The organism is Marinobacter sp. (assembly GCF_048266785.1).
Taxonomy (GTDB): domain Bacteria; phylum Pseudomonadota; class Gammaproteobacteria; order Pseudomonadales; family Oleiphilaceae; genus Marinobacter.
The window spans coordinates 113,579-138,235 of record NZ_JBLWYX010000011.1; the positions used below are offsets into that span (position 1 = coordinate 113,579).

General features: G+C 54.3%; 20 protein-coding genes. 15 read left to right on the plus strand and 5 right to left on the minus strand.

Annotated elements, in window-relative coordinates; genetic code table 11:
• Positions 1 to 69 precede the first annotated feature (69 nt).
• The 13 genes from ACN0V1_RS15120 (at position 70) to ACN0V1_RS15180 (ending at position 16,959) form a co-directional block, all read left to right on the plus strand.
• The gene (locus ACN0V1_RS15120; RefSeq protein ID WP_417545784.1) at positions 70 to 1,137 is read left to right on the plus strand and encodes an AraC family transcriptional regulator; all 1,068 of its coding nucleotides are present in this window, start codon (positions 70 to 72) and stop codon (positions 1,135 to 1,137) included.
• Positions 1,138 to 1,472: 335 nt separating this feature from the next.
• Positions 1,473 to 1,655 (plus strand): hypothetical protein, encoded by a 183-nt coding sequence (locus tag ACN0V1_RS15125; RefSeq protein WP_417545785.1) that lies wholly within the window; start codon positions 1,473 to 1,475, stop codon positions 1,653 to 1,655.
• 232 nt (positions 1,656 to 1,887) lie between these two features.
• Positions 1,888 to 2,334, plus strand: a complete 447-nt coding sequence (locus ACN0V1_RS15130) for a MerR family transcriptional regulator (protein ID WP_417545786.1) — start codon at positions 1,888 to 1,890, stop codon at positions 2,332 to 2,334.
• Positions 2,335 to 2,403: 69 nt separating this feature from the next.
• Positions 2,404 to 3,570 (plus strand): isovaleryl-CoA dehydrogenase, encoded by a 1,167-nt coding sequence (locus tag ACN0V1_RS15135; protein ID WP_417545787.1) that lies wholly within the window; start codon positions 2,404 to 2,406, stop codon positions 3,568 to 3,570.
• A gap of 208 nt (positions 3,571 to 3,778) precedes the next feature.
• On the plus strand, positions 3,779 to 5,386 hold the full coding sequence (locus ACN0V1_RS15140) for a carboxyl transferase domain-containing protein (RefSeq protein WP_417545788.1): 1,608 nt from the start codon (positions 3,779 to 3,781) through the stop codon (positions 5,384 to 5,386).
• Positions 5,387 to 5,401: 15 nt separating this feature from the next.
• Complete coding sequence (locus ACN0V1_RS15145) at positions 5,402 to 6,235, plus strand: enoyl-CoA hydratase-related protein (protein WP_417545789.1); 834 nt, start codon at positions 5,402 to 5,404, stop codon at positions 6,233 to 6,235.
• A 1-nt stretch (position 6,236) separates the two neighbouring features.
• Entirely contained in the window at positions 6,237 to 8,240 is a 2,004-nt protein-coding gene (locus tag ACN0V1_RS15150) for an acetyl/propionyl/methylcrotonyl-CoA carboxylase subunit alpha (RefSeq protein ID WP_417545790.1), read from the plus strand.
• Positions 8,240 to 9,139 (plus strand): hydroxymethylglutaryl-CoA lyase, encoded by a 900-nt coding sequence (locus ACN0V1_RS15155; RefSeq protein WP_417545791.1) that lies wholly within the window; start codon positions 8,240 to 8,242, stop codon positions 9,137 to 9,139. Before ACN0V1_RS15150 ends, ACN0V1_RS15155 begins: the two co-directional genes overlap by 1 nt.
• A gap of 9 nt (positions 9,140 to 9,148) precedes the next feature.
• Entirely contained in the window at positions 9,149 to 9,727 is a 579-nt protein-coding gene (locus ACN0V1_RS15160; RefSeq protein ID WP_417545792.1) for a peroxidase-related enzyme, read from the plus strand.
• A gap of 53 nt (positions 9,728 to 9,780) precedes the next feature.
• Entirely contained in the window at positions 9,781 to 11,466 is a 1,686-nt protein-coding gene (locus ACN0V1_RS15165) for an AMP-binding protein (protein ID WP_417545793.1), read from the plus strand.
• A gap of 452 nt (positions 11,467 to 11,918) precedes the next feature.
• Positions 11,919 to 14,486: a penicillin acylase family protein gene (locus ACN0V1_RS15170; RefSeq protein WP_417545794.1), complete on the plus strand. Its 2,568-nt coding sequence runs from the start codon at positions 11,919 to 11,921 to the stop codon at positions 14,484 to 14,486.
• A gap of 263 nt (positions 14,487 to 14,749) precedes the next feature.
• Positions 14,750 to 15,337 carry a TetR/AcrR family transcriptional regulator gene (locus tag ACN0V1_RS15175; RefSeq protein WP_417545795.1) on the plus strand — a complete coding sequence of 196 codons (588 nt, stop codon included), beginning with the start codon at positions 14,750 to 14,752 and terminating at the stop codon, positions 15,335 to 15,337.
• Positions 15,334 to 16,959 (plus strand): phytoene desaturase family protein, encoded by a 1,626-nt coding sequence (locus ACN0V1_RS15180; protein WP_417545796.1) that lies wholly within the window; start codon positions 15,334 to 15,336, stop codon positions 16,957 to 16,959. The genes ACN0V1_RS15175 and ACN0V1_RS15180 overlap by 4 nt, the downstream gene beginning before the upstream one ends.
• 429 nt (positions 16,960 to 17,388) lie before the next feature.
• Here the strand turns inward: ACN0V1_RS15180 and ACN0V1_RS15185 are convergent, their stop codons facing one another.
• Both ACN0V1_RS15185 and thpD read right to left on the minus strand, forming a co-directional pair.
• Positions 17,389 to 18,159, minus strand: coding sequence for a hypothetical protein (locus ACN0V1_RS15185; protein ID WP_417545797.1), 771 nt, complete (start codon positions 18,157 to 18,159; stop codon positions 17,389 to 17,391).
• Positions 18,160 to 18,333: 174 nt separating this feature from the next.
• Positions 18,334 to 19,296 (minus strand): ectoine hydroxylase, encoded by a 963-nt coding sequence (gene thpD / locus ACN0V1_RS15190; RefSeq protein ID WP_417545798.1) that lies wholly within the window; start codon positions 19,294 to 19,296, stop codon positions 18,334 to 18,336.
• A gap of 477 nt (positions 19,297 to 19,773) precedes the next feature.
• Here thpD and ACN0V1_RS15195 point away from each other — a divergent pair, with 477 nt between their 5' ends.
• Complete coding sequence (locus ACN0V1_RS15195; RefSeq protein ID WP_417545799.1) at positions 19,774 to 20,562, plus strand: DUF1206 domain-containing protein; 789 nt, start codon at positions 19,774 to 19,776, stop codon at positions 20,560 to 20,562.
• A 70-nt stretch (positions 20,563 to 20,632) separates the two neighbouring features.
• Positions 20,633 to 21,244, plus strand: a complete 612-nt coding sequence (locus ACN0V1_RS15200) for a YqaA family protein (protein ID WP_417545800.1) — start codon at positions 20,633 to 20,635, stop codon at positions 21,242 to 21,244.
• A gap of 144 nt (positions 21,245 to 21,388) precedes the next feature.
• Here ACN0V1_RS15200 and ACN0V1_RS15205 read toward each other — a convergent pair whose 3' ends face one another.
• The 3 genes from ACN0V1_RS15205 to ACN0V1_RS15215 all read right to left on the minus strand — a co-directional run bounded on the left by ACN0V1_RS15205 (position 21,389) and on the right by ACN0V1_RS15215 (position 24,594).
• The gene (locus ACN0V1_RS15205; protein ID WP_417545801.1) at positions 21,389 to 22,384 is read right to left on the minus strand and encodes a branched-chain amino acid ABC transporter permease; all 996 of its coding nucleotides are present in this window, start codon (positions 22,382 to 22,384) and stop codon (positions 21,389 to 21,391) included.
• Between the two features lie 2 nt (positions 22,385 to 22,386).
• Positions 22,387 to 23,274, minus strand: a complete 888-nt coding sequence (locus ACN0V1_RS15210; protein ID WP_417545802.1) for a branched-chain amino acid ABC transporter permease — start codon at positions 23,272 to 23,274, stop codon at positions 22,387 to 22,389.
• A 108-nt stretch (positions 23,275 to 23,382) separates the two neighbouring features.
• On the minus strand, positions 23,383 to 24,594 hold the full coding sequence (locus ACN0V1_RS15215) for an ABC transporter substrate-binding protein (RefSeq protein WP_417545803.1): 1,212 nt from the start codon (positions 24,592 to 24,594) through the stop codon (positions 23,383 to 23,385).
• Between the last annotated feature and the right edge of the window lie 63 nt (positions 24,595 to 24,657).

Below are 24,657 nucleotides of genomic sequence, written 5' to 3' on the forward strand. Positions count from 1 at the left end.
AAATAACCCCGTAGTAAAACTGATTAATCAGGCAGTCGACCATTTAAAGGGTTATTCTGTTCCGCGAGAATGGCCGTACAAGCCGAAATAATTGACACATTACGCACCAGAATCGTCATAGCCATGCGCGACTTCCAGCCCAGACCCCATATTGCAAACCACTATCTTCAGGCATCCATTCGCGGTGCCGAACGACAAGGGTTTCAGCGCGAGGCGCTGCTGGCCAGCGCGGGTGTGCCAGCAGCGTGGTTCAGCAAGCCTGAGCAACTGATCACCGAAGAACAATTCACCCGGCTTATAAAGACGGTATGGCGGGTAACGCGCGACGAATTCATGGGGCTATCCAACAGCCGCTGCAAGAACGGCACATTCGCACTAATGACAGATTACTGTCTCGGATCTGCAACCCTCGGCGCCGTGCTGAGAAAAAGTGCGCGCTTTTTCAGTATCGCCTGCGATAACGTGGATATCGGACTGGGTGAAAGCAACTGCAACAAACTGGTGTTTTTCCGCCTGAGCCTTGAAGACGCCAGCCAGGACACTGACCACATGCTGCAGGAGTTCCTGCTGCTCATGTGGCAGAGGTTCGCATGCTGGCTGGTGGACCAGCAGATTCCATTTGCAACCACGCAGTTCAGTTACCCATCGCCGCCGCATGTTGCCGAATACCGGGCCATGTTCCCAACCGAGTTGCAGTTTGATGAATCTGTTTGCGGTTTTTACCTGCACGGAAAATACCTGCAGTTGCCAAATACCCGGAGCGAGGACGAGCTCGCCGTTTTCCTGAAGGAATCGCCCGCCTACATCCTGCACCGACCGGATCATGACGAAAGCCTGCGCAACCGGATTCGCGCTCTGCTGGTCCGGCAAAACCTCAGGGACATGCCGAGCCTGGATGAGCTTGCCCAACGCCTGCACATGACGCCCAGAAGCATTGGGCGCAAGCTTCAGGAAGAAGGCACCTCCCTGCGCAAGATCAAGACGTCTTTGCGACGGGAGTACGCGATAAAGCTCATGAGCACGGAAAACCTGAGCGTTGCAGATGTGAGCGAGCGTGTTGGCTTTTCAGAAACGGCCTCGTTTTGCCGGGCCTTCAAGCGCTGGACTGGCAAATCGCCGTCCCAGTGGCCTGGATAATAATCCGCCGGTTAAAACACCGCGCTGACCGATTGGGTCAATTTTTTCGACCTGACCGATCATTCCCGTTGGGTCCACTCCTCTGAGTTAATGCCTGCACGCACGAAATAACAACAGCTAAAGGGGTATATGCGTGAACAACTCCCGTACATCCGCTTCTTCCTCCGTATCGGCGGGTATCCAGCGGGCTCTGCGCAAAAGCCGGGCTGATTGTCGGCGACCGGCTTAACGCCTTTTTTGCGCCGCCTACCGTTTGGATTGCACTGCTGCATCATCCGCAATTCAACCCGGACAAACTGCAGCACCTGAACAAGCTCTACTACGGCGCGTCCATCATGCCCGGCCAGGTTGTGAAAGAGCTTGGCGAGAAGCTACCCGGTGCCGGCCGTCCCATGCAAACCGTTATGACCCGAATCGTGGATCCGGCAACCGGCAAAGACTGCAAACCCGGAGAACAACTGCCCAAGAACACCGCAGGCAAACTGCTGAAACGAAAGCTCAGAGACGACCTCGGCTAAAGGCCCTTCCTCGCCTGGCTCACCGCTTCTGGAGTGAGCCGGGCGCCCCAAGACCGCTATACCGCCCTCTGCGGCCCACACAGCCCCTGAATGCCTTCTGTTACAATCCCGCGCAACCCGATAAGCGAACTGGCCTAGTTTCCTTATAAGCCCAATGTCGCAGACTTTACCTCCAAAAATACTTTACGTTTACGTAAACTTTATCTAACCTTACCTAAAAAAGGATATCGCCATGATCGTAAAGAACACGTTCAGTATCAGCGAGCTCTCCAATGAGTTTGACGTGACAACCCGTAGCATTCGCTTCTACGAAGATCAGGGCCTGCTGAGGCCAGCGCGTCGCGGGCAAACGCGAATCTTCAGCACCAAAGACAAAGTGCGCCTGAAGTTGATCCTCCGCGGCAAACGTATGGGCTTTTCTCTCGCTGAAACAAAAGAACTTTTCGATCTATGGGATGAAACGCCAACGGGTAACGAAAAGCAGCTATTGAAAATGTTGACCATACTGAGCAACAAGCGCGCTCACATGGAACAGCAAAAAAGCGATATAGCCATGGCAGAAATGGAAATCGAGACAGCAGAATTGCGGTGTCGGGAAGCTCTCTCTGATCTGCAGAAAAAGAAAAAGCAACTGGCCCCGGCCACTGACGAGCATCGAAGTGCTGCTGAGCAGAACTGACAGCAACTGACGCCCAACCCGGCAGGCCGTTTTCAAACACGTATCTGGCAGAACAAAAGGCAACCAAACATGAAATCACAGTACTCAGAACTCAACTTCGGCCTTGGCGAAACTCTCGATATGCTGCGCGAGCAGGTCAACGGATTTGCCGCCACCGAAATTGCCCCACGCGCTGAAGAAATCGACCGCAGCAACGAATTCCCCATGGATCTGTGGAAAAAGTTCGGCGACATGGGCCTGCTGGGCATTACTGTAGACGAAGCCTACGGCGGTTCGGGCATGGGTTACCTCGCGCACGTGATTGCCGTGGAAGAAATCAGCCGCGCATCTGCCTCTGTTGGCTTGTCTTATGGCGCTCACTCCAACCTGTGCGTAAACCAGATTCACCGGAACGGAACCGAAGAGCAAAAGCAGAAATACCTGCCCAAACTCGTCAGCGGCGAACACATCGGCGCACTCGCCATGTCCGAGCCCAACGCCGGCTCCGACGTTATTTCGATGAAACTGAGCGCCAAAGACGCCGGTGACCACTACGTGCTGAACGGCAACAAAATGTGGATCACCAACGGCCCCGACGCCCACGTTTACGTTATCTACGCCAAAACCGACGTAAAGGCAGGCTCGAAAGGCATCACCGCCTTCATCGTAGAGCGCGATGCCGAAGGCTTCAGCCGACACCAGAAGCTCGACAAACTCGGCATGCGCGGCTCCAACACCTGCGAGCTGGTATTCCAAGACTGCAAAGTACCCAAGGAAAACGTCCTTGGCGAGCTCGGCGGCGGCGCCCGCGTACTTATGAGCGGCCTCGACTACGAACGTCTCGTTCTCTCAGGAGGCCCGCTGGGCATCATGCAGGCGGCTATGGACGTTGTGGTTCCTTACATCCGCGAACGCAAACAGTTCGGCCAGGCCATCGGCGAATTTGAACTGGTGCAGGGCAAAGTGGCCGATATGTACACCTTCATGAACACCGCCAGGTCCTACGTTTACATGGTGGCGCAATCCGCCGACCGCGGCGAAACCACCCGCAAAGACTCCGCCGGCGCGATCCTCTACTCCGCCGAAATGGCCACAAAACTGGCCCTCGACGCCATCCAGCTTCTGGGCGGCAATGGTTACATCAATGACTACCCCACAGGCCGATTGCTGCGCGATGCCAAGCTTTATGAAATCGGTGCCGGTACATCCGAGATCCGGCGTATGTTAATCGGTCGGGAACTGTTCCTGAATAAATAAGCCGTAGCTTCAAGCCACAGGCTTCCTCAGCTCTCAGAGCCAGAGGAAGCCAGCACCCAAAGTATGACGGAGGGGGCGGGGGCAGAACGGTCCGGGAATGTTGGAGGCCAAGGATGGCCGGAAACAAGCGCACATGGATGTGCTCGTAGCGGTTCCCGCACCGTTCTGCCACCGACCCCGACTCCCCCGAGGTCAGGAAGTCAAACCCATGACGATACTGCAAAGCAAAATAAACCCACGGTCTGACGAGTTTCAGGCCAAACAGGCCTCCATGGCAGAAGTCGTTGCAGACCTGCGGGACAAAGTATCCACCATCCAGCAAGGTGGCGGCCCCTCCTACCAGGAACGCCACATCGCCCGCGGCAAACTCCTGCCCAGAGAGCGCATCAACCGCCTGCTGGACGACGGCTCCCCGTTTCTCGAAGTCGGCCAATTCGCCGCTTACAACGTTTACGATGAAGCCGTACCCGCAGCTGGCATTATCGCCGGCGTAGGCCGCGTCTCTGGCACCGAATGCATGATCATCGCAAACGACGCCACCGTAAAAGGCGGCAGTTACTACCCACTGACCGTCAAAAAGCACCTGCGCGCCCAGGAAATCGCCCTGGAAAACCGCCTGCCCTGCATCTACCTGGTGGATTCCGGTGGCGCCAACCTGCCCCTGCAGGACGAAGTTTTCCCGGACCGCGATCACTTCGGTCGCATCTTCTACAACCAGGCCAGAATGTCCGCCGAAGCCATCCCCCAGATTGCCGTCGTAATGGGCCTGTGCACCGCCGGTGGCGCCTATGTACCCGCCATGGCTGACGAATCCATCATCGTGCGCAACCAGGGCACCATCTTCCTGGCTGGCCCGCCACTGGTAAAAGCCGCCACCGGCGAAGTCGTTACCGCAGAAGACCTGGGTGGCGCCGACGTACACTGCAAAATTTCCGGCGTCGCCGATCATTATGCCGAAAACGACGCCCACGCCCTTGAAATTGCCCGGCGCTGCGTCTCCAACCTCAACCGCCGTAAACCGGTTGACGTAGAGATTCGCAAACCCAAAGCACCCCTGTACGATCCCGCCGAAATCTATGGCATCGTCGGCACCGACCTGCGCAAGCAGTTCGACGTGCGCGACGTCATCGCCCGCATCGCCGACGGCTCCGAATTTGACGAGTTCAAACGTTACTACGGCCAGACCCTGGTCACCGGCTTTGCCCACATACACGGCTACCCCGTGGGCATCATTGCCAACAACGGCATATTGTTCAGTGAGTCCGCCCAGAAAGGCGCACACTTCATCGAACTGTGCTGCCAGCGCAACATCCCGCTGTTGTTCCTGCAGAACATCACAGGTTTCATGGTGGGCCAGAAGTACGAAGCCGAGGGTATCGCCAAGCACGGTGCCAAGATGGTGATGGCTGTGGCCTGTGCCAACGTGCCCAAGATCACCGTTCTGATCGGCGGCAGCTACGGTGCCGGCAACTATGGCATGTGTGGTCGCGCCTACAGCCCCGACTTCCTTTGGATGTGGCCAAATGCCCGCATCTCCGTCATGGGCGGCGAACAGGCTGCCGGCGTACTGGCTCAGGTTCGTCGTGAAGGCATGGAGCGCAAGGGCCAGGAATGGAGCGCCGAGGAAGAAGCTGCGTTCAAGAAACCAATTACCGATACCTACGAGCATCAGGGCCACCCTTACTACGCCAGTGCCCGCCTGTGGGATGACGGTGTAATCGACCCGGCCCAGACCCGGGAAGTGGTTGCCCTCAGCCTCTCTGCCACCCTCAACCGGCCGGCGAAGCCCACGCGCTTCGGCGTGTTCCGGATGTAACCAGGGAGACCGACCATGAAAGATACCAACGTTCAGTCAGCCCAGACAGAACAGGAATCGGCCGTTCTGCTCAACCGCCGCGCCCAAGGCGTGACGGAAATCGTGCTGAACCGGCCAGACAAACGCAACGCCTTTGATGACGTGGTCATCCAGCAGCTGATCAGCGCAATAACAGAAGTAGACACCGACAGTGAAACCAGGGTGGTGATCCTGCGCTCTGAAGGCAAACATTTCTCAGCCGGGGCAGACCTCGGCTGGATGCGCCGCATGGCAGACAACAGCCAGCAGGAAAATCTGGAAGATTCCCGCCAGCTTGCACGCCTGATGGACTGCCTGAATCATCTCAGCAAGCCAGTCATCGGCCTTGTCCAGGGCGCAGCCTACGGCGGCGCCGTCGGCCTGGCAGCCTGTTGCGACATCGTTATTGCGACAGAAACATCCAGCTTCTGCCTGAGTGAGGTAAAACTGGGGCTGATTCCAGCCGTAATAAGCCCTTACGTCGTTCGCGCCATTGGCGAGCGCCAGGCGCGCCGCTTCTTTATTTCAGCGGAAGTATTTAACGCCCGGGACGCCGAAAAGTTCGGCCTTGTGCATATCGTCTGCGACGATATCGACGCCATGAACACGCGTTGTGACGAGATGCTGCAGCAGCTTGCCCAGAATGGCCCGGAAGCCATGAAAGCGGCCAAGAGTCTGGTGTTTGCCGTCAGCCACAAGCCCATCGACAGCATTGTGATTGACGACACCGCGCACCGCATCGCTGATATCCGCGTAGGCAAAGAAGGTCAGGAGGGGCTAAATGCCTTCCTTAACAAACGTCGCGCCAACTGGATTCCGGAGAGCAACTAACATGTTCAGCAAAATACTCATTGCCAACCGGGGCGAAATCGCCTGCCGGATTATCCAGACCGCACATCGTATGGGTATTCGTTGTGTCGCAGTTTATTCCGACGCAGACGCCAACGCCCACCACGTCGCAATGGCAGACGAAGCCTTCCACATTGGCCCGGCTCCCAGTTCGGAAAGCTATCTGCGTGGGGAGAAAATCATTGAAATCGCCAAGCAAAGCGGCGCACAGGCTATCCACCCCGGCTATGGTTTTCTTTCCGAGAACACCGGGTTTGCCGAAGCCTGCGAAGCCAATAACCTCGTTTTTATCGGGCCGCCCTCTTCCGCCATTGCTGCCATGGGCTCCAAATCGGCCGCCAAAGCCATCATGGAGAAAGCCGGCGTACCGCTGGTGCCCGGCTATCACGGCGATGATCAGGCACCGGAAACCCTGCGCACCGAAGCTGAAAAATGTGGCTTCCCACTGCTGCTCAAAGCGGTAGCCGGTGGCGGTGGTAAAGGCATGCGCGTGGTTGAGAACATCGGCGAGTTTGATGATGCACTCGCCGCTGCCAAGCGCGAAGCCAAGAACGCCTTTGGCAACCCGGACATGCTGATAGAACGCTACCTGACCCAGCCGCGACACGTTGAAATCCAGGTGTTCTGCGACCAGAGCGGCAACGGCGTGTATCTGGCCGAGCGTGACTGCTCGGTTCAGCGCCGTCACCAGAAAGTACTGGAAGAAGCCCCGGCTCCCGGGCTGAGCGAAGAAACCCGTCAGGCCATGGGTGATGCTGCTGTCAAAGCGGCCCAAGCTATCAACTATGTGGGCGCCGGCACCGTTGAGTTTCTCTACGATGTCGACGGTTCGTTCTTCTTTATGGAAATGAACACCCGCCTGCAGGTAGAGCACCCGGTTACCGAAATGGTGACTGGCCAGGATCTGGTGGAATGGCAGTTGAAAGTGGCCTGGGGTGACCCCCTGCCGCTGGAGCAGTCCCAGGTAAAAATCCGTGGCCATGCCCTGGAAGCCCGCATTTACGCCGAAGACCCGGATCAGGACTTCCTGCCCGCCACCGGCAATCTGCGTTACCTGAGCACGCCCGATGAAAGTGCCCATGTTCGCGTAGATACCGGCGTGATCGAAGGCGATGAAATCAGCATTCACTACGACCCGATGATTGCCAAACTGATCGTATGGGATGAAACCCGTGATCAGGCCATCAACCGCATGGTTCAGGCGCTTGAGCATTACCGGATCGCGGGTGTCAAAACCAACATCCGTTTCCTTCACGCGCTTGCCGATTCACAACCGTTCAGGGAAGCCGACCTGACAACCGGTTTTATCGACAGCCATCGGGAATTGCTGTTCCCGAAATCAAAACTGGACACCCACAAAGCACTGGTGCTGGCAGCAGGCTTTGTACTGGAAGAGCGTAAATCCGCTGAATCCATCAGCACGGACCCCTGGTCGCCATTCGGTCGCCGCAACAGCTGGCGTCTGAACTCGGAATACGCCCAGCCCCTGCAGTTGCAGGTAGGTGACGAGATACACGAGCTGAAAATTCTCGAGAAGGATGATCGCTACGAGGTATTCGTGGATGGCAGCGTATACAGCCTGACTGCGAAGCTTGATGACGACTATCTTCAGGCGGTGATCAATGGCCACAGGATCAGTATTCACGGCAACCTGCACAATGACCAGCTCGTGCTCTTCTACGAAGGTGATACTTTCCAGTGCATCCTGTACCAGGAAAATTACATTTCCGACGACATGGCACCTGAAGGCGGCCTGACCGCCCCCATGAACGGCGCTATTGTGGCCGTTCAGACCAAGGTGGGCGACACGGTTACCGCTGGCCAGACACTGGTCATCATGGAAGCCATGAAAATGGAGCACGCGATCAAGGCACCGGCAGACGGTGTTGTCAGCGAGATTTTCTTCACCGAAGGTGAACAGGTGTCGGAAGGCGCGGAGCTGATTGCCATTGAAGTCGTAAAAGAAAGCACAGAGGAGGCAGGCTGATGCCTTTCCCGAAACAGGTTCGGCTGGTTGAAATGAGCCCCCGGGACGGCCTGCAAAATGAGTCTGGCCCGGTGATTGCCACAGACATCAAAACCGGGCTGATTGACCGCCTTGCCGATTGCGGCCTGACACACATCGAGTCCGCCAGTTTTGTCTCACCCAAGTGGGTGCCGCAAATGGGCGATGCCGCTGAAGTGATGGCCGGTATCAAGCGCAAAGCCGGCGTACGCTATTCGGTGCTGACCCCCAACCTCAGGGGTTTCGAGAATGCTCTGGCGGCGGGCGCGGATGAAGTAGCCGTATTCGGTGCGGCTTCAGAATCGTTCAGCCAGAAAAACATCAACTGCTCCATCGCAGAAAGCCTGGAGCGTTTTCTCCCGGTGATGGAAGCAGCGAAAAAGCACAACATTCCGGTGCGAGGCTATGTGTCCACCGTACTGGGTTGCCCCTACGAGGGCGATATTGCTCCTGAGCAAGTAGCAAAGGTCGCCAAAGACCTGGCCGACATGGGCTGCTATGAAATCTCTCTGGGCGATACCATTGGCGTAGGTACACCACTGAAAGCCAAGCGTATGCTGGAAGCAGTAACAAAACACGTGCCCGTAGAGCGCCTGGCTGCTCACTTCCACGACACCTATGGCCAGGCTCTGGCCAATCTCTACGCGGTACTGGAAGAAGGTGTGGCGGTTATCGATGCATCCGTTGCAGGCCTTGGCGGTTGTCCTTATGCCAAAGGCGCTTCCGGTAACGTTGCCACCGAAGACGTGCTTTACCTGCTCAACGGTCTCGGTATCAGCACAGGTGTGGACCTGAACAAACTGGTGGCGACAGGCGAGTGGATCAGCAACCAGCTCAAACGACACAACGGCTCGAAAGTGGGCCAGGCTCTTAAATCGTAAGGACCTGACATGACCAAGAACAAGAATGTTGTCGCTCTGGATCTTCCCATTCCTGACATGAACGATCTTCCTGATGATGTCAGGAAGTATTTTGAAATCTGTCTGGAAAAGCTGGGCATGGTTCCCAATGTGCTTACAGCCTACAGCCAGAACCTGAAACAGCTGGATGGCTTCACCCGTTTGTACAACGAACTGATGATGGGGGAAAGCGAGCTCAGCAAGCTGGAACGGGAAATGATTGCGGTGGTGGTTTCCTCAGAAAACAAATGCTTTTACTGTCTGGTAGCCCACGGCGCGGCGGTACGCGTTTTGAGCGGCGATCCTGTATTGGGCGAGCACATGGTGATGAATTACCGGTCGGCCAAGCTGGATAAGCGCCAGCGCGCCATGCTTGATTTCGCGTCTCACCTTACCCGCTCACCGGCAACCGTTGCGGAAGACGAGGTGCAAGCGCTTCGGGATGCAGGCTTCAGTGACCGTGGAATCTGGGATCTGAGCAATATAATCGGCTTTTACAACATGTCGAACCGCGTGGCGATTGCCAGCGACATGCGGCCGAACCCTGAATACCACAGCCAGAGTCGCTAACAGCTTCAACACCCCTGTTAGACCTCGACGACAAAAACAACTGGAGGCAAACAATGAACCAGACTCTTCCAAGCTACACCAGCGGTACCTCCAAAACACCACTGCTGGGCATGACCATCGGCGAGATGCTCGATCGCACCGCCGATAAATATCCCGATACCGAGGCTCTTGTGTGTCTGCACCAGGATATTCGCTGGACCTATAAAGAGTTCCTTGCCAAGGTTAATGAGGCAGCACGGGCGTTCCTGGCCATTGGCGTCAAGCGCGGGGATCGCGTGGGTATCTGGGCACCCAATCGCTATGAGTGGACGGTTACCCAGTTTGCCACCGCCAAGGTGGGCGCCATTCTGGTCAATATAAATCCGGCCTATGGCATGCACGAGCTGGAATACGCCCTGAACCTGGCGGGCATCAGTGTGCTGGTTACCGCCGACCGTTTTAAAGCCTCTGATTACCGTAAAACGCTCTATGAGCTGGCGCCGGAGCTGAAAGCCAGCACTCCGGGCAAGCTCAAAGCCCAGAAGGTTTCAGACCTGCGCGCGGTGATCAACCTGGATACGGAAAAGCACGCCGGCATGTGGACCTGGGCCGAGTTCACCGGTTTTGCGGGTGACGTCAGCCAGGACGAAGTGAACAAGATTCAGAGTCAACTTCAGTTTGACGACCCCATCAATATCCAGTTTACCTCAGGCACCACCGGCAGCCCCAAAGGCGCGACCCTCACCCACCACAACATTCTGAACAACGGATTCTTTGTGGGTGAGAGCCAGATTCTGACCGAGAAAGACCGCCTGGTTATCCCGGTACCTCTTTATCACTGCTTCGGCATGGTGATGGGCAACCTGGGCTGTGTTACCCACGGTTCCACCATGATCTACCCGGGTGAAGGCTTTGAGCCAAAAGCAGTCCTGCAGGCGGTGCATCAGGAAAAGGCAACAGCACTCTACGGGGTGCCCACCATGTTCATTGCGGAACTGTCCGAGCCGGAGTTTGAGTCCTACGATCTCTCAACCCTGCGCACCGGCATCATGGCCGGCTCCATCTGCCCAGCGGAGGTGATGAAGAAGGTCAACGGCAAGATGAACATGAAAGAGGTTCAGATCGCCTACGGCATGACCGAAACCAGCCCGGTTTCCACCCAGACCAGCTCCCTTGATCCGTTCGAGAAGCAGGTCACCACGGTAGGCCGCTCCCAGCCGCACCTGGAAACCAAAATCGTCGACCCGGCAACAGGAAACGTCCTGCCCCGTGGCGAGATTGGTGAACTGTGCACCCGCGGTTACAGCGTGATGCTGAAGTACTGGAACAACGAAGAAAAAACCCGCGAAGCGATCGACGCCGCCGGCTGGATGCATACCGAAGACCTGGCAACAATGGACGAAGAAGGCTATATCCAGATTGTCGGCCGCATCAAGGATATGGTGATTCGTGGCGGCGAGAACATCTACCCGAAAGAGGTCGAGGAATTCCTTTACACCCACCCTTCTATTGAAGAAGTGCAGGTTACCGGTGTTCCCGATGACAAGTACGGAGAAGAGCTGGTGGCCTGGGTAAAACTGCGCCCCGACGCAGACCCGGTGGATGCCGATGGCCTGATGGCCTTCTGCAAAGGCAAGATTGCCCACTTCAAGATTCCACGGAACTACAAATTCGTAGATGAGTTCCCGATGACGGTGACCGGCAAGATCCAGAAGTTCAAAATGCGAGAAATCTCCATTGAGGAAATGGGGCTGAAGTAACAAGCCTGCACGCCTCCAAGCCCCGGTACTCATTCACTGAGCCCGGGGCTTTTTTGTTCTCGAGAGAACCGCCGGCTAGTTGCTGTACGTTCGTTGTTAAGCATCAGCTTTTCTGTCTGCAAAGAGCCAAAAAATATAAAGAAATAAACAAATAACTAAATATCATGAAGAATTCGGTACTGACCGAATCTTTACGAGACAAAAATATAAGCACTTGTATTTAAAGCGCGACCCCCCAAAAAAACATCACCCTTTTAAAGCCCGCTTACCCAAAGATTACGTCATAACTCACTACAATAGACTTCAAGATATTGATATAAGTCAAAAAAAAATGATACACGAATGCTTCACTTTTGGCATTTTGCGTATCCGGTTTTTTAGGGCTATAAAGTTGCAGGTCTGAGAATTGCAATGCTTCAGATCAAATTATAAAACTAAAAAGGATCCGACGAATGACAATTACAAGCATAAAACGAAAAAAAGCTCTTTGGCTTGCGGCACCAATTGCAGCATCGGTAGCCCTCCTCATGGGCTGCAACGACAATAGCGAATCAAGCGATGGAAACGGGAAGGAAGCCTCATCTGTCACCATAAAACGAGACAGCTATGGTGTGCCTCATATATACGCTGAAAATACCTACGATCTTTACTATGGCTACGGCTATGCTTTGGCAGAGGATCGACTTTTCCAAATGGAGATGATTCGGCGATCCGTACTGGGTACCGTCTCCGAGGTGCTGGGTTCGGATTATCTTCCACTGGATCGATCCTCTCGGAGCGGGTTCAGCCGGGATTCAATCCTGAGGCAGATTGCGGCTCTACCCCAGGAAGACAGGGATATCTTCGAAGGGTACGCGGACGGCTTCAACAAACGCATTGAGGAAGTACTTGCCAAGCCTGACAGTCTGTTGCCAAAGCAGTTTACTGAATTTGGGTTTGCCCCTAAATCCTGGACGGGATTTGATGTAGCAATGCTGTATGTGGGCACTATGGCAGGCCGCTATTCCAATAGCTCCAGCGAAATCCGTAACCTGTCTGTTTTGAATAACCTAAAGCAAGAGTTGGGAGACACGGACGGCCTCGCCATGTTTGATCAGCTTCGCTGGATTGAAGACACTCTTGCTCCGACTACGGTGCCACGACAAGTTGGGGTTAACAGCTTTGGAAATATAAGTGAGGCGCAGGCTAATCCTTTTGACGAGCCACGAACCAACACTAATGATGCATCTGCAAAGGTAGCAAGTATTTATGATCTTCTTGCACCTGTTTCAGACTCAATTTTGACCGCGCACAGCGTTCAGGAAGCTGCGTTCAAGGGCATTGTCGCCCCGGAAGACAGGCCAGTTGCCAGTAATCTGTGGATTGTTGGCCCGAATAAAACGTCCGATGGCTCGACCATCTTCAACAATGGCCCGCAGTTCGGTTGGTTTAATCCGGCCTACACCTACAGTATTGGCATCCATGGCGCAGGCTATGACGTTACAGGGAATACTCCCTTTGCTTTGCCTGTCGTTTTATTTGGTACCAACAACCAAATCTCATGGGGCGCTACCGCAGGCCCGCTTGACGTCAATGATTATTACCAGCTCCAGCTAAATCCAGGTAATCAGTACGAGTACTCTTTTGACGGTGAATACCGTGAGATGGACAAGCGTAGCGAAGTGATTCGCGTTAAAACCGAAGATGGTTTTGAAGAAGAAGTGCTCGACATCTACTCAAGCGTTCACGGCGTTGTTACGAGCTTCGACGTTGCAAACAATTCTGCCTATGCGTTCAAGCGAAGCTGGAGTGGTTTTGAAGTTCAGTCATTGATGGGCTGGATTCACTCCATGAAAGCCCAAAACTGGGAGGAGTGGCTGCAAGAGGCCGAACAAGTTGCAACAACCATCAACTGGTATTACGCGGATGCATCCGGAAATATCGGGTATGTATCACCCGGCTACTTGCCGGTCAGACCCGCAAACCAGGACATTCGCCTTCCAGCCGTAGGTGATGGAAGCATGGAGTGGCAAGGTTTCAGGCCATTCAGCGACGTTCCCAAAGTATACAATCCGGAACAAGGTTATGTGACCAATTGGAATAATCAGTCTACTCCCGGCATTGTGGGTCTGGGTGATGGAGCCAACTGGTCCGTTGTTGATCGTGTCAACGAATTTATCGAACGGATAGAGGCCAAGCCAGTTTTGTCACCGGAGGAAGTCTGGAACCTTAATAGACAGACGGCACTTTCAGACACAAATGCACGATATTTTATTCCATACATCGTTGATTCAGTTGAAGGACTGGCGCCAGATGACCCCGTACGCGAAGCCGCGATGCAGCTTTCGCAATGGTCTATGTTGAACACCAATAGTGATGGCGATGGAAACTACAACGAAGTTGCGGTGACAATCTTTCGAAAATGGCTTCCCATCATGTATGACGCCGTCCTCAAGGATGACATTCCTGCAAGTGTTTACTCTGCCTCGGCAGGGTATCCGGTTGTAACTGCCGGCGGAAGTGTGCGCCCCGGTCAAAGCTCAAAGTATCTCTATAACGCTTTCCTTGGTGCAAATGCTGGAGTTGATCAAACGTTCGACTTCTTCAATGGCGCAACGCGTGAAGAACAGCTGACGATTGTCAGAGACTCATTGGCGCAGGCCGTCAGCGAGCTAGAGGCAGAGTTGGGCCCGGAAAGAGAAAACTGGTTAACAACTGCGGCCGTTCATCGGTTCAGCACTAAAAACTTCCTGGGTGTTCCGCAAGCAAACAGTTCTGAACAACTTGAACTGCCGACGTATATGAACCGTGGAACACAGAATCATCAGGTGAGCTTCAGTGGTGACGGAGATGTGGTGATGTGCACTGTTGCTCCTCCGGGGCAAAGCGGCTTTGTCGCCCCAGACGGTGCCAAAACGACCCACTATGACGATCAACTTGAACTGTTCCGTGACTGGCAATGCAAAGATGAGCACCTGACTGCGCAAGCGGTGCAGGACAACCTGGAGTCCGAGATCCGTTTGACAATTAATCGCAAATAACTCAGTTAATGGAAGAATGAAAACGGGGCGCACGCGCCCGTCGTATTGCTGACAAACCCCGGTTTTCCGGGGTTTGTTGCGTTAGGGCGTCGATAATATGCATATGGATATTGGGGCGTCACCTTCGCACCCATGAATTAAAGGCCATTTGACTGCCGCACAGTTTCGTGATGTTATCATAGTTAACATTGTTACCACCGCTAACATCGAGCGAGCACTGACATCCCATGATAAAACCGGCCTACCATCACGGCGACCTGCCAATGCAAGCCCAACACCTGGCTCTCGACACGCTCAGAGCCCAAGGGGATGCCGCCATAAGTTTGCGCGCCCTCGCCAAACAGCTCGGCGTCAGCGCACCTGCGCTATACCGGCATTTTTCAGACCGCGACACTTTGCTGGCTGAGCTGGCCATCGGTGGGTTCGAGACTCTGACTGACCGCCTGCGCGCCGTAGGCCAACAGACGCCGCGCAAAGCGCTGATCGAGATAGGGCTGGTGTACGTAAATTTCGCACAGGAAGAACCCAACCTTTACCGCCTGATGTTCGGCGGCCGCGTTCTGCCCATGGGAGTGCATCCGCGCCTGGATGCCGCCGGCAAGAGTGCGTTTAAGGTACTGGAAAACACCGTGGCCAATGCCCGCCAGCTTGGCTATCTAAAACCCTCTTCCGTTTCGCTTATAACAGCCGCTGCCTGGTCTCTGGTGCACGGGCTGTCACAGCTCACAATTGATGGCCATTTGCCCGGTGCAAAAGCCGAACCCATGTTGACAGAGGGCGTACTCAGCTTGCTGCTGGACGGCTCCCGGTCCGACGAGAACAAACAATCACAACAGGACTTGACCCCATGAGCAGCCCCAAACCCAGTACTATCCGTGTAGGTAAGCGTTACCGTGAAAACCGCCTGAACGGCCCTTACGATGCCATTATCATCGGCTCCGGCATTGGCGGCCTGACTGCGGCGGCCTGCATGAGTAAACTGGGCAAAAAGGTTCTGGTACTTGAACAGCACTATACCGCCGGTGGTTTCACCCACAGCTACGACCGTAACGGCTACGAATGGGATGTGGGCGTGCACTACATCGGCGACATGGGAGCAGACCACACGCTGGGCAAGCGCCTGTTCGACCACATAACCGACGGCCAACTGCACTGGGCGCCGATGGATGCTCACTACGACCGCGTTTTTCTGGGCGACAAACACGTGGACCTGGTTGCCGGCCCGGAAGCCTTCCGTGCAGAACTAATCAAGGCATTCCCGGAAGAAGAAAAAGCGATCGACACCTACTTGGGTTATCTGCGCAAGGTGTCCAAGGCCATGCCCGCCCTTGTTCTGGGTAAGGTTTTGCCAGATCTGGCTGCTCGCCCGCTGAGCATGCTCACCAAACGCCGGGCGCCGGAGTTTCTTAACAAGCCTACCCGCGAAGTGCTGGAGGGCCTTACCAGCAACCAGGAACTGATCGCCGTGCTCACCGGCCAATGGGGCGACAACGGCCTGCCACCGGCGGAATCCAGCTTCATCATCCACTCGCTGATTGCACGCCATTACCTGCACGGTGGCTACTACCCTATCGGAGGTGCCTCTGAAATGGCGAAGACCATCATCCCGGTGGTTCAGCAAAGCGGTGGTGAAGTCTTCACTTACGCCGACGTAACCGGCATTCTGATCGAAAAGGGCAAAGCCGTGGGTGTTCGCATGGCCGACGGTGCGGAGATACGTTCGCCACTGGTCATCAGCAACGCCGGCGTGTTCAACACATTCAACACGCTGCTGCCGAAAGATGCACCGAGCTGGGACTACTATCAGGACAAGCTGACCACCGTTAAACGCTCCATGGCCAGCAACTGCCTGTACATCGGCTTGCAGGACACTGCTGAAAATCTTGGCCTGCCAAAAACCAACTACTGGATTTACCCCGGCCCGAATTATGAAAAGCAGGTACAGGACTTCATGGACGACCCCGAGGCCAACGACATACCGCTGACCTATATTTCGTTTCCTTCTGCCAAAGACCCCAGTTTTTCCGAGCGCTACCCTGGCCGCGCCACCATCGAGATCGTGGCGCCTGGCCCGTTTGAGTGGTACGAAGAATGGGCCGACAAAACCTGGGGCAAGCGTGGCGACGAATACGGAGCCAGGAAAGAAGAATACGCCCAGCGCCTGCTTACGAAACTGTATGAGAAGTTCCCGCACCTGGAAGGCAAAGTGGATTACTACGAGCTATCCACTCCCCTTTCCACTGACTACTTCTGCCGCTACAGCAAAGGGGAAATCTACGGCCTGGATCACACCCCTGACCGCTTCGAACTGGACTGGCTGAAACCCAAAACCCGCATCCCCGGGTTATATCTGACAGGCCAGGACATCATGACCTGCGGTGTGGTGGGCGCCATGCTGGGTGGCCTGCTGACAACCGTTGCCGTCAGTGGCTTAAAGGGCTTGCCGCTTGCGAAAAAGATGTTTGTGGGCTAGTCATCATCAGTAATCCAGACCTCCGATACGAGCGTTGCGCTATACGACTCAACTGAGATCCATGCGGCTGAGGCAGTTGAACTTGCGTTGACATAGGCGGTGCGCAAAAGCGACGGTAGCAGCGGCCAATAATTACTGGCGGGATTGAGGCAGGTGATTAAAGCCGAACCCCCTCGCAAGATTTTTGCGAGGGGCGTTATCAATGTTGAAGTTGCGTAAGCCCCTTGCGCTGGCTGGCTCTTAAGACTATCCCGCGTCTTCTCCTATTCCAGCCATTTTCTTCAAATAACGCCTTAAGGAGTTTGCGTCGATATTGATTCGAGGTAACCCGTTAGCGATTTATAATTTGTATCATTTGCCATATGCCTGAGAACCGACTTCACACTGTCGCCCCAGATCGCAAATTGAAGCGAAAGCGCTCGCCATAGCCTAGTCCCGTGTCTTACTCGCCTTTTCGGCGGCAGATCGATTCTCAATATCTTCTTCCCGGTCTACATGACGGAAGGACGAAGAGGATGAAAAGTCCGTGGCGTTGAGTCTTTCAACGGTTTTACGCAGCTCGCGGCGCTGCCGTATTGACGCCAACTGATTTGTATCCCACGAAGCTGGTCTAAGACCGAAACGATTCTCACCGACCTTCAGATCAAAGCTTCGCTCGGCTCCAATGGGCATGCTTTCTGGCCCATAAATCCCTATCAGGGTGAGAGTCAGGCGGGTGAACTCGAGATCGCCCTGCGGCACGTCTCCATCCATCCGGATGCCTTCATCTCGAGCAAGGCGTTGGATAAGTTCGCAGAAAGTGCCGATGTGCAAAAAACCACCCGGTTCAATAGGCCCCTGCCTTGTATTTTCCGTTGCATCCAACGACAGCTGCTTCGCTGATGAATTACCCTGATCAGAGTCTTCGTCACCTTCATTGTATTCTTGCTCAAAATCAGTGACGTCCATAGTGATGGCGCCTTCCGAGGTTTCGAGTTCCGCAATGATATATTCGATGAATACAGATTCCGCACTCATATTGCTAATAAGGCAGAGCGCATTGATGTCTTTATTGCGGCCCCGGTTAATAATCAGGCGAGGGCTGCGTTGCCTCCGGAACCCGAGGTACAGAAGTTGGGCGTACACCAGCCAAACCAGCAGCGAACCAAAACTGGCAAATACAGCAAGAACTTGTTGATTTTCAGCGATCCACTTAAACATGATTACGTCCCTTACCCGGTTTTATCGCTCAATGGTCTTTCTCATTCTAAGCGACGCAAAAATCGGATTAGCTGCGCGGCTGTCGGAAATTTACGCTGATTTGCAACTTTTATAATGAACGTCCTTGTCATAAAACGGGTACCGCTAATGGTAGACCAGTTGCCGCTTTTCTTGTCAGTTGCTACCTTTCTTGAGAGGCGGCACGCCCTGGTGGGCGAGCTCGGGGAAATCATCATGCATGGATAAGGATGTGCAATTTTCTCGAGCCCCCAGAAATTCGGGGCGCTCACGCTTTGCAGCGTATGGTTTATCCAGTTTATTCTCCACACTGTTGTACACGAAAAAAAGATTTGAACGTGGCCAAGGCGACATGTTTTTATTGGACGCATGCAGCGTATTGCACTCGAAAAGAAGTAACGAACCGGCAGGTCCTTTCGGCGCTTCTATACCGCCTCGCTCCGCCAACCTTGCCAAGCTATCACGATCAGGAGTGCCAACCCGCTGCGCTTTGAGTGAATCATGCCAGTTGAGATCGGGGGTTTCACCGAGACAGGGTACAAAGTAATGGTGTGAGCCCGGGATAAGCATCAGCGGGCCGTTGAATTCATTGTTATCCGTGAGCATGAGGGAGGCGCTGACTGCTCGCATGCGCGGCATGCCATCTTCGGCATGCCATGTTTCGAAATCCGAGTGCCAGTCAAAACCACTGCCCTCAAACCCAAACTTATCGTTAATCCTTGACTGGTGGATATAAACCTCGCTGCCCAATAATTGGCGCACCATGCCCAGTATGCGAGGGTCCCGGGTTAGACGACTGAAATTTTCGGATAGTTCGTGCATTCCAAAGACCGATCGTATCTCGCCACTATTTGGATCACGAATGATTTTCTCCGACTTATTAAGCTTTTCATCCTTCGCCATTTCCATGAGTTCATCAAAGAAGGGCATCATCCGTTCCTGATTGAAAAAGCCTTCAAACCAGAGAAAGCCGTCTCGTTCATAACGGGACAGCGACACCTCATCGAGCGGACCTTCCCAGCGATGCTGATTTCGCGAATGAACCACGGGATCAGACCGTAAAAATGGATTCTTTGGCTGCTTTAGGCGGGACGGAAATGGATCAGTTTTTTGCACCATGTGATTACCCTATTTAAGTCGATACTGATAACGGCATCTAATCCGAGATTAATTTTGCTCTAAGTAACGGTAGTACCACTTCAAAACACACTCAACCACACGGTTTGTGTTTTTAATAAACTTTAATCACCAAGACATGTCTCGGTATGGCCCCATTCCTAATAGAGCTGCGTGCAAAACCGGTCACTGTTTTGCACCGCTGGAGTAGCGATGCTTTTGCAGTAGCGAGTCTTCGATACGTACATTAAGTCAGGTACCTGCCTCTTTATTTCTTGCGCTTAACAAAAACTTAATTACATTTAACCAATGCGGGGGTATTAACGTCGTGTGTGCATCAAGTAAGAAGGGGTTTGCCGTGGCATTTCCCCATAGGTATAGTTCCGGGAACTCTCGCAATGCGCAGTGCTTCGTTTTGCCGGCGCAGCCATCCTTGCGGCCAGATCGAGAAGCCCTAGCAGGAAAAACCCAGGCGACATCATGAATAAACCCGCGAACGAGCATAAAATGAAATGGTTTGCCCGCCTGGGGTATGGGGCTCGCGGACTGATTTACGTGATAATTGGGGGCTTGGCCGTCATGTCTGCCATCGGTGTGGGAGGCGGTACTGTGGATAGTCGGGGTGCTATCCAAAAGTTGATGCAGCAACCGCTGGGCCAGACGATGTTGGTGGTTCTCATAGTTGGCCTGCTGGGTTACGTGAGCTGGCGGCTGATTCAGGCGACCAAAGACACAGATCAGCACGGTACATCTGTCAAGGGGTTGGCGGTTCGGGGGGGGCTTCTTGTCAGCGCCATCACGCACGCATTACTGGCCTTTTACACCACCACCTTGCTGGGGGCACCCGGCGGCACATCGAATAGTGGCTCAGACTCTGCACAAGGTTTTATCTCCTCGACGCCGGGCCAGATTGTGCTGGCGCTGGTAGGTTTGGCGGTCAGTGGCGCTGGGGCGGCCCACATCGTCAAGGGATACAAAGCGGGTTTCGAAAAATACATGGACATCCCACCGCGACAAAGGAGCTGGGCACGCCCACTGTGCCAATTTGGATTAATCGCCCGAGGAATCGTTTGGCTGATGATTGGCTGGTTCCTGATTCAGTCGGCTCTTAAAGCCCGCGCCGGAGACATCGCGGGCATGGGCGAAGCCTTGAATACGTTGGCGAGCAGCCCTTACGGTGACTGGCTTCTCGGTATCATAGCCTTGGGCTTGCTTGCCTTCGGCATTTACAGCTTTCTGGAAGCAGCCTATCGGCGGATCAATACATAGAGGCTTAGCGTCCTGGCACACCAGCGGCCATTCCCCACTGCCAGCGTGACTACTTGTTTCAGGAGAGATGATGGAGGAAGACGCAAGCTCACGCCCTCCCCGAGGGCTGGCCCTGATCAAGAAACAGGTGGTTCGGCTTATCTACTCCCGCCACGCTTTCTGGGGATTAGGCATCGCCTCTTTCCTCGAATCTATTCTCATACCCATTCCCCTGGAAGCGGTCCTCATTCCCCTGATGCAGGCCCGCCGCAATCAGATATTCCTGCTTGGCACTATAGCCCTGCTCGGCTGTCTGGCAGGCGCCACGGTGGGCTATTTTGTCGGCTATTACGTGTTTGATGCCGTCGGGCAGCAGCTCGTGGAAATGATCTCTACACCCGAACAATTCGAGCATGTGCGCATACGGATGGAGAAGGACGGATTCTGGTTTATCCTTAGCGTGGGAGTTATTCCGATTCCGTTTCAGATTGCCATGCTTGCAGCCGGCGCCACCAGCTACTCCTTTTTCCTGTTTATTCTCGCGTCTGCTCTGTCCCGGGCGCTGAGATACTATGGTCTAGGGTTGCTTGTCCTCATTGCAGGCAATCGTGCCCAAGCTATTTTCGAACGTCACAAGATGTCTGCTGCCATAGTCATTACCATCATGGTGATTGTGCTCTGGGGCGTCGCTTCTTACTCATAACTTGCGACCGAACTGCTGGAAGGGCGATGGGCGAGGGCCGATGGTATAGAGAACGCCATCGGCCTGAGGTCATGTACAAAGATGAGAATTAATTAGCTGACTTATCCCACTATTTCTCGGCTTTCCCATCCGGGGTTTCTGTTACTACCCCAGATTTTTCCTTACGAACTTCTGGATCTCACCCACAATACCGCTGCGGAAGGCCAGCACCGTGATAACAAAGACACCTCCAAGAATCGGGTCTACCCAGTCCCTGAGCGGACCTTGAGAGAGGTGATACTCGATGTTGACCACAAAGGTTGCACCTACAACCGGGCCCAACAGAGTGCCCATGCCTCCGACCAGGGTCATAAGAATAACCTCGCCGGACATATGCCAGTGCGCGTCGTTCAGGGACGCTAACTGGAACACAACAGATTTCATGGAGCCCGCCAGACCCGCCAGGGCGGCAGAGATGACAAACGCCAGAACCTTGTAACGATCGACGTTGTAACCCAAAGACACCGCACGAGGCTCGTTCTGCTTGATGGCTTTCAGAACCTGCCCGTAAGGGCTGCTGACAACCCGTTGTACCAGGAGGTAACAGCCGATGAACACCGCCAGCACGAAGTAGTACATGTTCAGGTTGTCTTCGAGGTTGATCAGGCCGAATAGCTCACCTCTCGGAATGCCGTGCATGCCGTCTTCACCGCCCGTAAAACCGGACTGAACGAAGAAGAAAAACACCAACTGCGCCAGCGCCAGAGTTACCATCGCAAAGTAGATGCCCTGTCGTCGAATAGACAAGAGTGCAAACCCGAGGCCCAGTACCGTGGCTGCCAGCGTGCCTGCAATAATGCCGAGTTCAGTTGGCAAGCCAGAGAAGTTACTGAGCAGGTAACCGGTTGTATAACCGCCGGATGCGAGGAATGCCGCATGACCGAACGAAAGCAGCCCCGTAAAACCAAACAAGAGGTTGAACGCCACCGCAAACAGGGCGAAGCACAGGATCTTCATCAGGAAAACCGGATAGATCATGAACGGAGCTGCAAGCAAAATGAGCAGTAACACGCCATTAAGTATGAGCTTCTTGCGATCCTGTGCCGCTTGTTCCCTGACAATGGCCTTGTGAATGTCGGTAGAATTTGCTGACTGGTTCATGTCTATGCCTCCTTACCGAACAAGCCACTGGGCCGGAACATCAGAACCAGAACCATGACCAGAAAGATGACCGCTGACGATGCCGGCGGATAGAAAGTTTTCGTGAGGCCTTCGATGACGCCCATCAGGATGCCAGTAATGATGGCGCCACCAATAGAGCCCATGCCACCGATAACCACCACGGCGAACACCACAATAAGCGTGCTCGATCCCATCACAGGAGTGACTGAGTAGATGGGGGCCGCCAAGACACCGGCAAACGCCGCCAGTGCCACGCCAAAACCGTAGGTCACGCTGATCAGAAGAGGCACGTTGATGCCAAAACCCTGCATGAGCTGCGAATCCTCGGTTCCTGCGCGCAGGTACGAACCCAGCTTCGTTTTTTCGATAACAAACCAGGTGCCGAAGCACACCAGCAATGCCGCCACAATGACCCAGGCGCGGTAGTACGGCATGAACATGAAGCCAAGGTTGACGCCCCCTTTGAACATGTCCGGCATGGTGTAGCGCAGGCCGGAAACACCGAACCAGTTGATCAGCACGCCCTGGATAATCAGGGCAACACCAAATGTCAGGAGCAGGCTGTAGATATGGTCCTGGCCCGCAATGCGGCGCAACAGGAAATATTCAATCAGAACACCAAAGGTTCCGACTACTAACGGTGCCCCGAAGAGGGCTACCCAGTAGTTTATTCCCATGGCATCGAACATGAGAACAGTCACCATGGCGCCGAGCATATACATGGCACCGTGGGCAAAGTTGATGATCTTCAGCAGGCCGAAGATAACCGCGAGCCCCAGGCTCAGCAGGGCATAAAAGGCGCCGTTTATGATTCCGATCAGAAGCTGGCCAAAAAGCACAGCTAGAGGAACGCCGAAAATCATGGACATTGGGCTAACTCCAGAGGCAGCACAGAGGTTGGTATTTGGCTTGTTGTCCAGTCAGCTTTCCGGGCGCACCCTGCAACTTTGCAGAATGCACCGCGAAGGCCGCTCGTTTTAGTTATTAACCAGCTTGCACTTACTCTCGGACAACGGGCGATAAGCTTCTTCAGCCGGGATAGTCCGCAGAATCTTGTAAAGATCCCATTCGTTCTTGGACTCAGCCGGCGTCTTCACTTCTGCCAGATACATGTCGTGCACCATACGGCCATCAACACGAATCTTGCCGTTTTTCGCGAACATATCGTTGATGGGAGTGTCCATCATCTGCTTGCGAACAGTCTGCGCGTCGTCAGAGCCAGTGGCGGCAACCGCATTAAGGTATTGCATGGCGCTAGAGTATATACCTGCGTGAACCATAGTCGGCCGAACGCCAGTTTCCTTCATGAAGCGATCCGACCATTCCCGGGTCTCATCGTTCATATCCCAGTACCAACCAGTAGTCAGTTGAATACCTTGAGCGGTTTGAGCACCCAATGCGTGAACGTCGGTCAGGAACAGCAACAACGCGGCAAGGGTCTGGCCAGACTGGGTTACCCCGAATTCACTGGCGGTGGTGATTGCATTGGTGGTGTCGGCACCTGCGTTTGCGAGGCCAATCACGTCAGCGCCAGAGGCTTGAGCCTGAAGGATGAACGAGGAGAAATCCTGCGTCGGGAATGGATGGCGCACGGCACCAATGATTTCGCCGCCGTTGGCCTCGACCACGTTTTTGACATCACTCTCCAGAGAGTGACCAAAGGCGTAATCAGCCGTCAACATATACCAGGTTTTACCACCCTCTTTTACTACTGCGCTGGCAGTACCGTTAGCCAGTGGGTAGGTGTCATACACATAGTGAATGTGGTTCGGCGTGCAATGTTCGTTCGTGATGCTGGAAGCGGCTGAACCAGAGATAATACCGAGCCGGTCATTCTCTTCCAGGATCTTGCTTACTGCAATAGACACAGACGAGGCAACCATACCCGCAACCATATCTACGTTTTCGTTTTCTACCCAACGGCGAACAGTGCTGGAGGAAGTATCCGGGCTGTTGCGGTCATCAGCACTGACGACCTCGATCTTCTTGCCGTTCACGTTTCCGCCAAAGTCGGCAATAGCCATTTCCAGCGCTTTCTGGCCGTTTGGTCCCGCGAGATCCCGGTAGGTACCGGACATGTCCGCCAGATAACCGATTTTGACGGTATCGTTTGAAATTGCGGCCTGGGCACCACCGGCCATCATGGCTGAGGCAATCGCTGAAGTCAGAAGCTTTTTCATCATTGTCATTGTTATATCTCCGCTACCGTGTTGCGTTGGTTCAGGTTTATTGTTGCTCTTGTTTCTCTTTTG

Bases quoted from the DNA above. Each gene is read 5' to 3' on its own strand.
- ACN0V1_RS15120 (WP_417545784.1), top strand. From the start codon at position 70: ATGGCCGTACAAGCCGAAATAATTGACACATTACGCACCAGAATCGTC.
- ACN0V1_RS15125 (WP_417545785.1), top strand. From the start codon at position 1,473: ATGCCCGGCCAGGTTGTGAAAGAGCTTGGCGAGAAGCTACCCGGTGCC.
- ACN0V1_RS15130 (WP_417545786.1), top strand. From the start codon at position 1,888: ATGATCGTAAAGAACACGTTCAGTATCAGCGAGCTCTCCAATGAGTTT.
- ACN0V1_RS15135 (WP_417545787.1), top strand. From the start codon at position 2,404: ATGAAATCACAGTACTCAGAACTCAACTTCGGCCTTGGCGAAACTCTC.
- ACN0V1_RS15140 (WP_417545788.1), top strand. From the start codon at position 3,779: ATGACGATACTGCAAAGCAAAATAAACCCACGGTCTGACGAGTTTCAG.
- ACN0V1_RS15145 (WP_417545789.1), top strand. From the start codon at position 5,402: ATGAAAGATACCAACGTTCAGTCAGCCCAGACAGAACAGGAATCGGCC.
- ACN0V1_RS15150 (WP_417545790.1), top strand. From the start codon at position 6,237: ATGTTCAGCAAAATACTCATTGCCAACCGGGGCGAAATCGCCTGCCGG.
- ACN0V1_RS15155 (WP_417545791.1), top strand. From the start codon at position 8,240: ATGCCTTTCCCGAAACAGGTTCGGCTGGTTGAAATGAGCCCCCGGGAC.
- ACN0V1_RS15160 (WP_417545792.1), top strand. From the start codon at position 9,149: ATGACCAAGAACAAGAATGTTGTCGCTCTGGATCTTCCCATTCCTGAC.
- ACN0V1_RS15165 (WP_417545793.1), top strand. From the start codon at position 9,781: ATGAACCAGACTCTTCCAAGCTACACCAGCGGTACCTCCAAAACACCA.
- ACN0V1_RS15170 (WP_417545794.1), top strand. From the start codon at position 11,919: ATGACAATTACAAGCATAAAACGAAAAAAAGCTCTTTGGCTTGCGGCA.
- ACN0V1_RS15175 (WP_417545795.1), top strand. From the start codon at position 14,750: ATGCAAGCCCAACACCTGGCTCTCGACACGCTCAGAGCCCAAGGGGAT.
- ACN0V1_RS15180 (WP_417545796.1), top strand. From the start codon at position 15,334: ATGAGCAGCCCCAAACCCAGTACTATCCGTGTAGGTAAGCGTTACCGT.
- ACN0V1_RS15185 (WP_417545797.1), bottom strand. From the start codon at position 18,159: ATGTTTAAGTGGATCGCTGAAAATCAACAAGTTCTTGCTGTATTTGCC.
- thpD (WP_417545798.1), bottom strand. From the start codon at position 19,296: ATGGTGCAAAAAACTGATCCATTTCCGTCCCGCCTAAAGCAGCCAAAG.
- ACN0V1_RS15195 (WP_417545799.1), top strand. From the start codon at position 19,774: ATGAATAAACCCGCGAACGAGCATAAAATGAAATGGTTTGCCCGCCTG.
- ACN0V1_RS15200 (WP_417545800.1), top strand. From the start codon at position 20,633: ATGGAGGAAGACGCAAGCTCACGCCCTCCCCGAGGGCTGGCCCTGATC.
- ACN0V1_RS15205 (WP_417545801.1), bottom strand. From the start codon at position 22,384: ATGAACCAGTCAGCAAATTCTACCGACATTCACAAGGCCATTGTCAGG.
- ACN0V1_RS15210 (WP_417545802.1), bottom strand. From the start codon at position 23,274: ATGTCCATGATTTTCGGCGTTCCTCTAGCTGTGCTTTTTGGCCAGCTT.
- ACN0V1_RS15215 (WP_417545803.1), bottom strand. From the start codon at position 24,594: ATGACAATGATGAAAAAGCTTCTGACTTCAGCGATTGCCTCAGCCATG.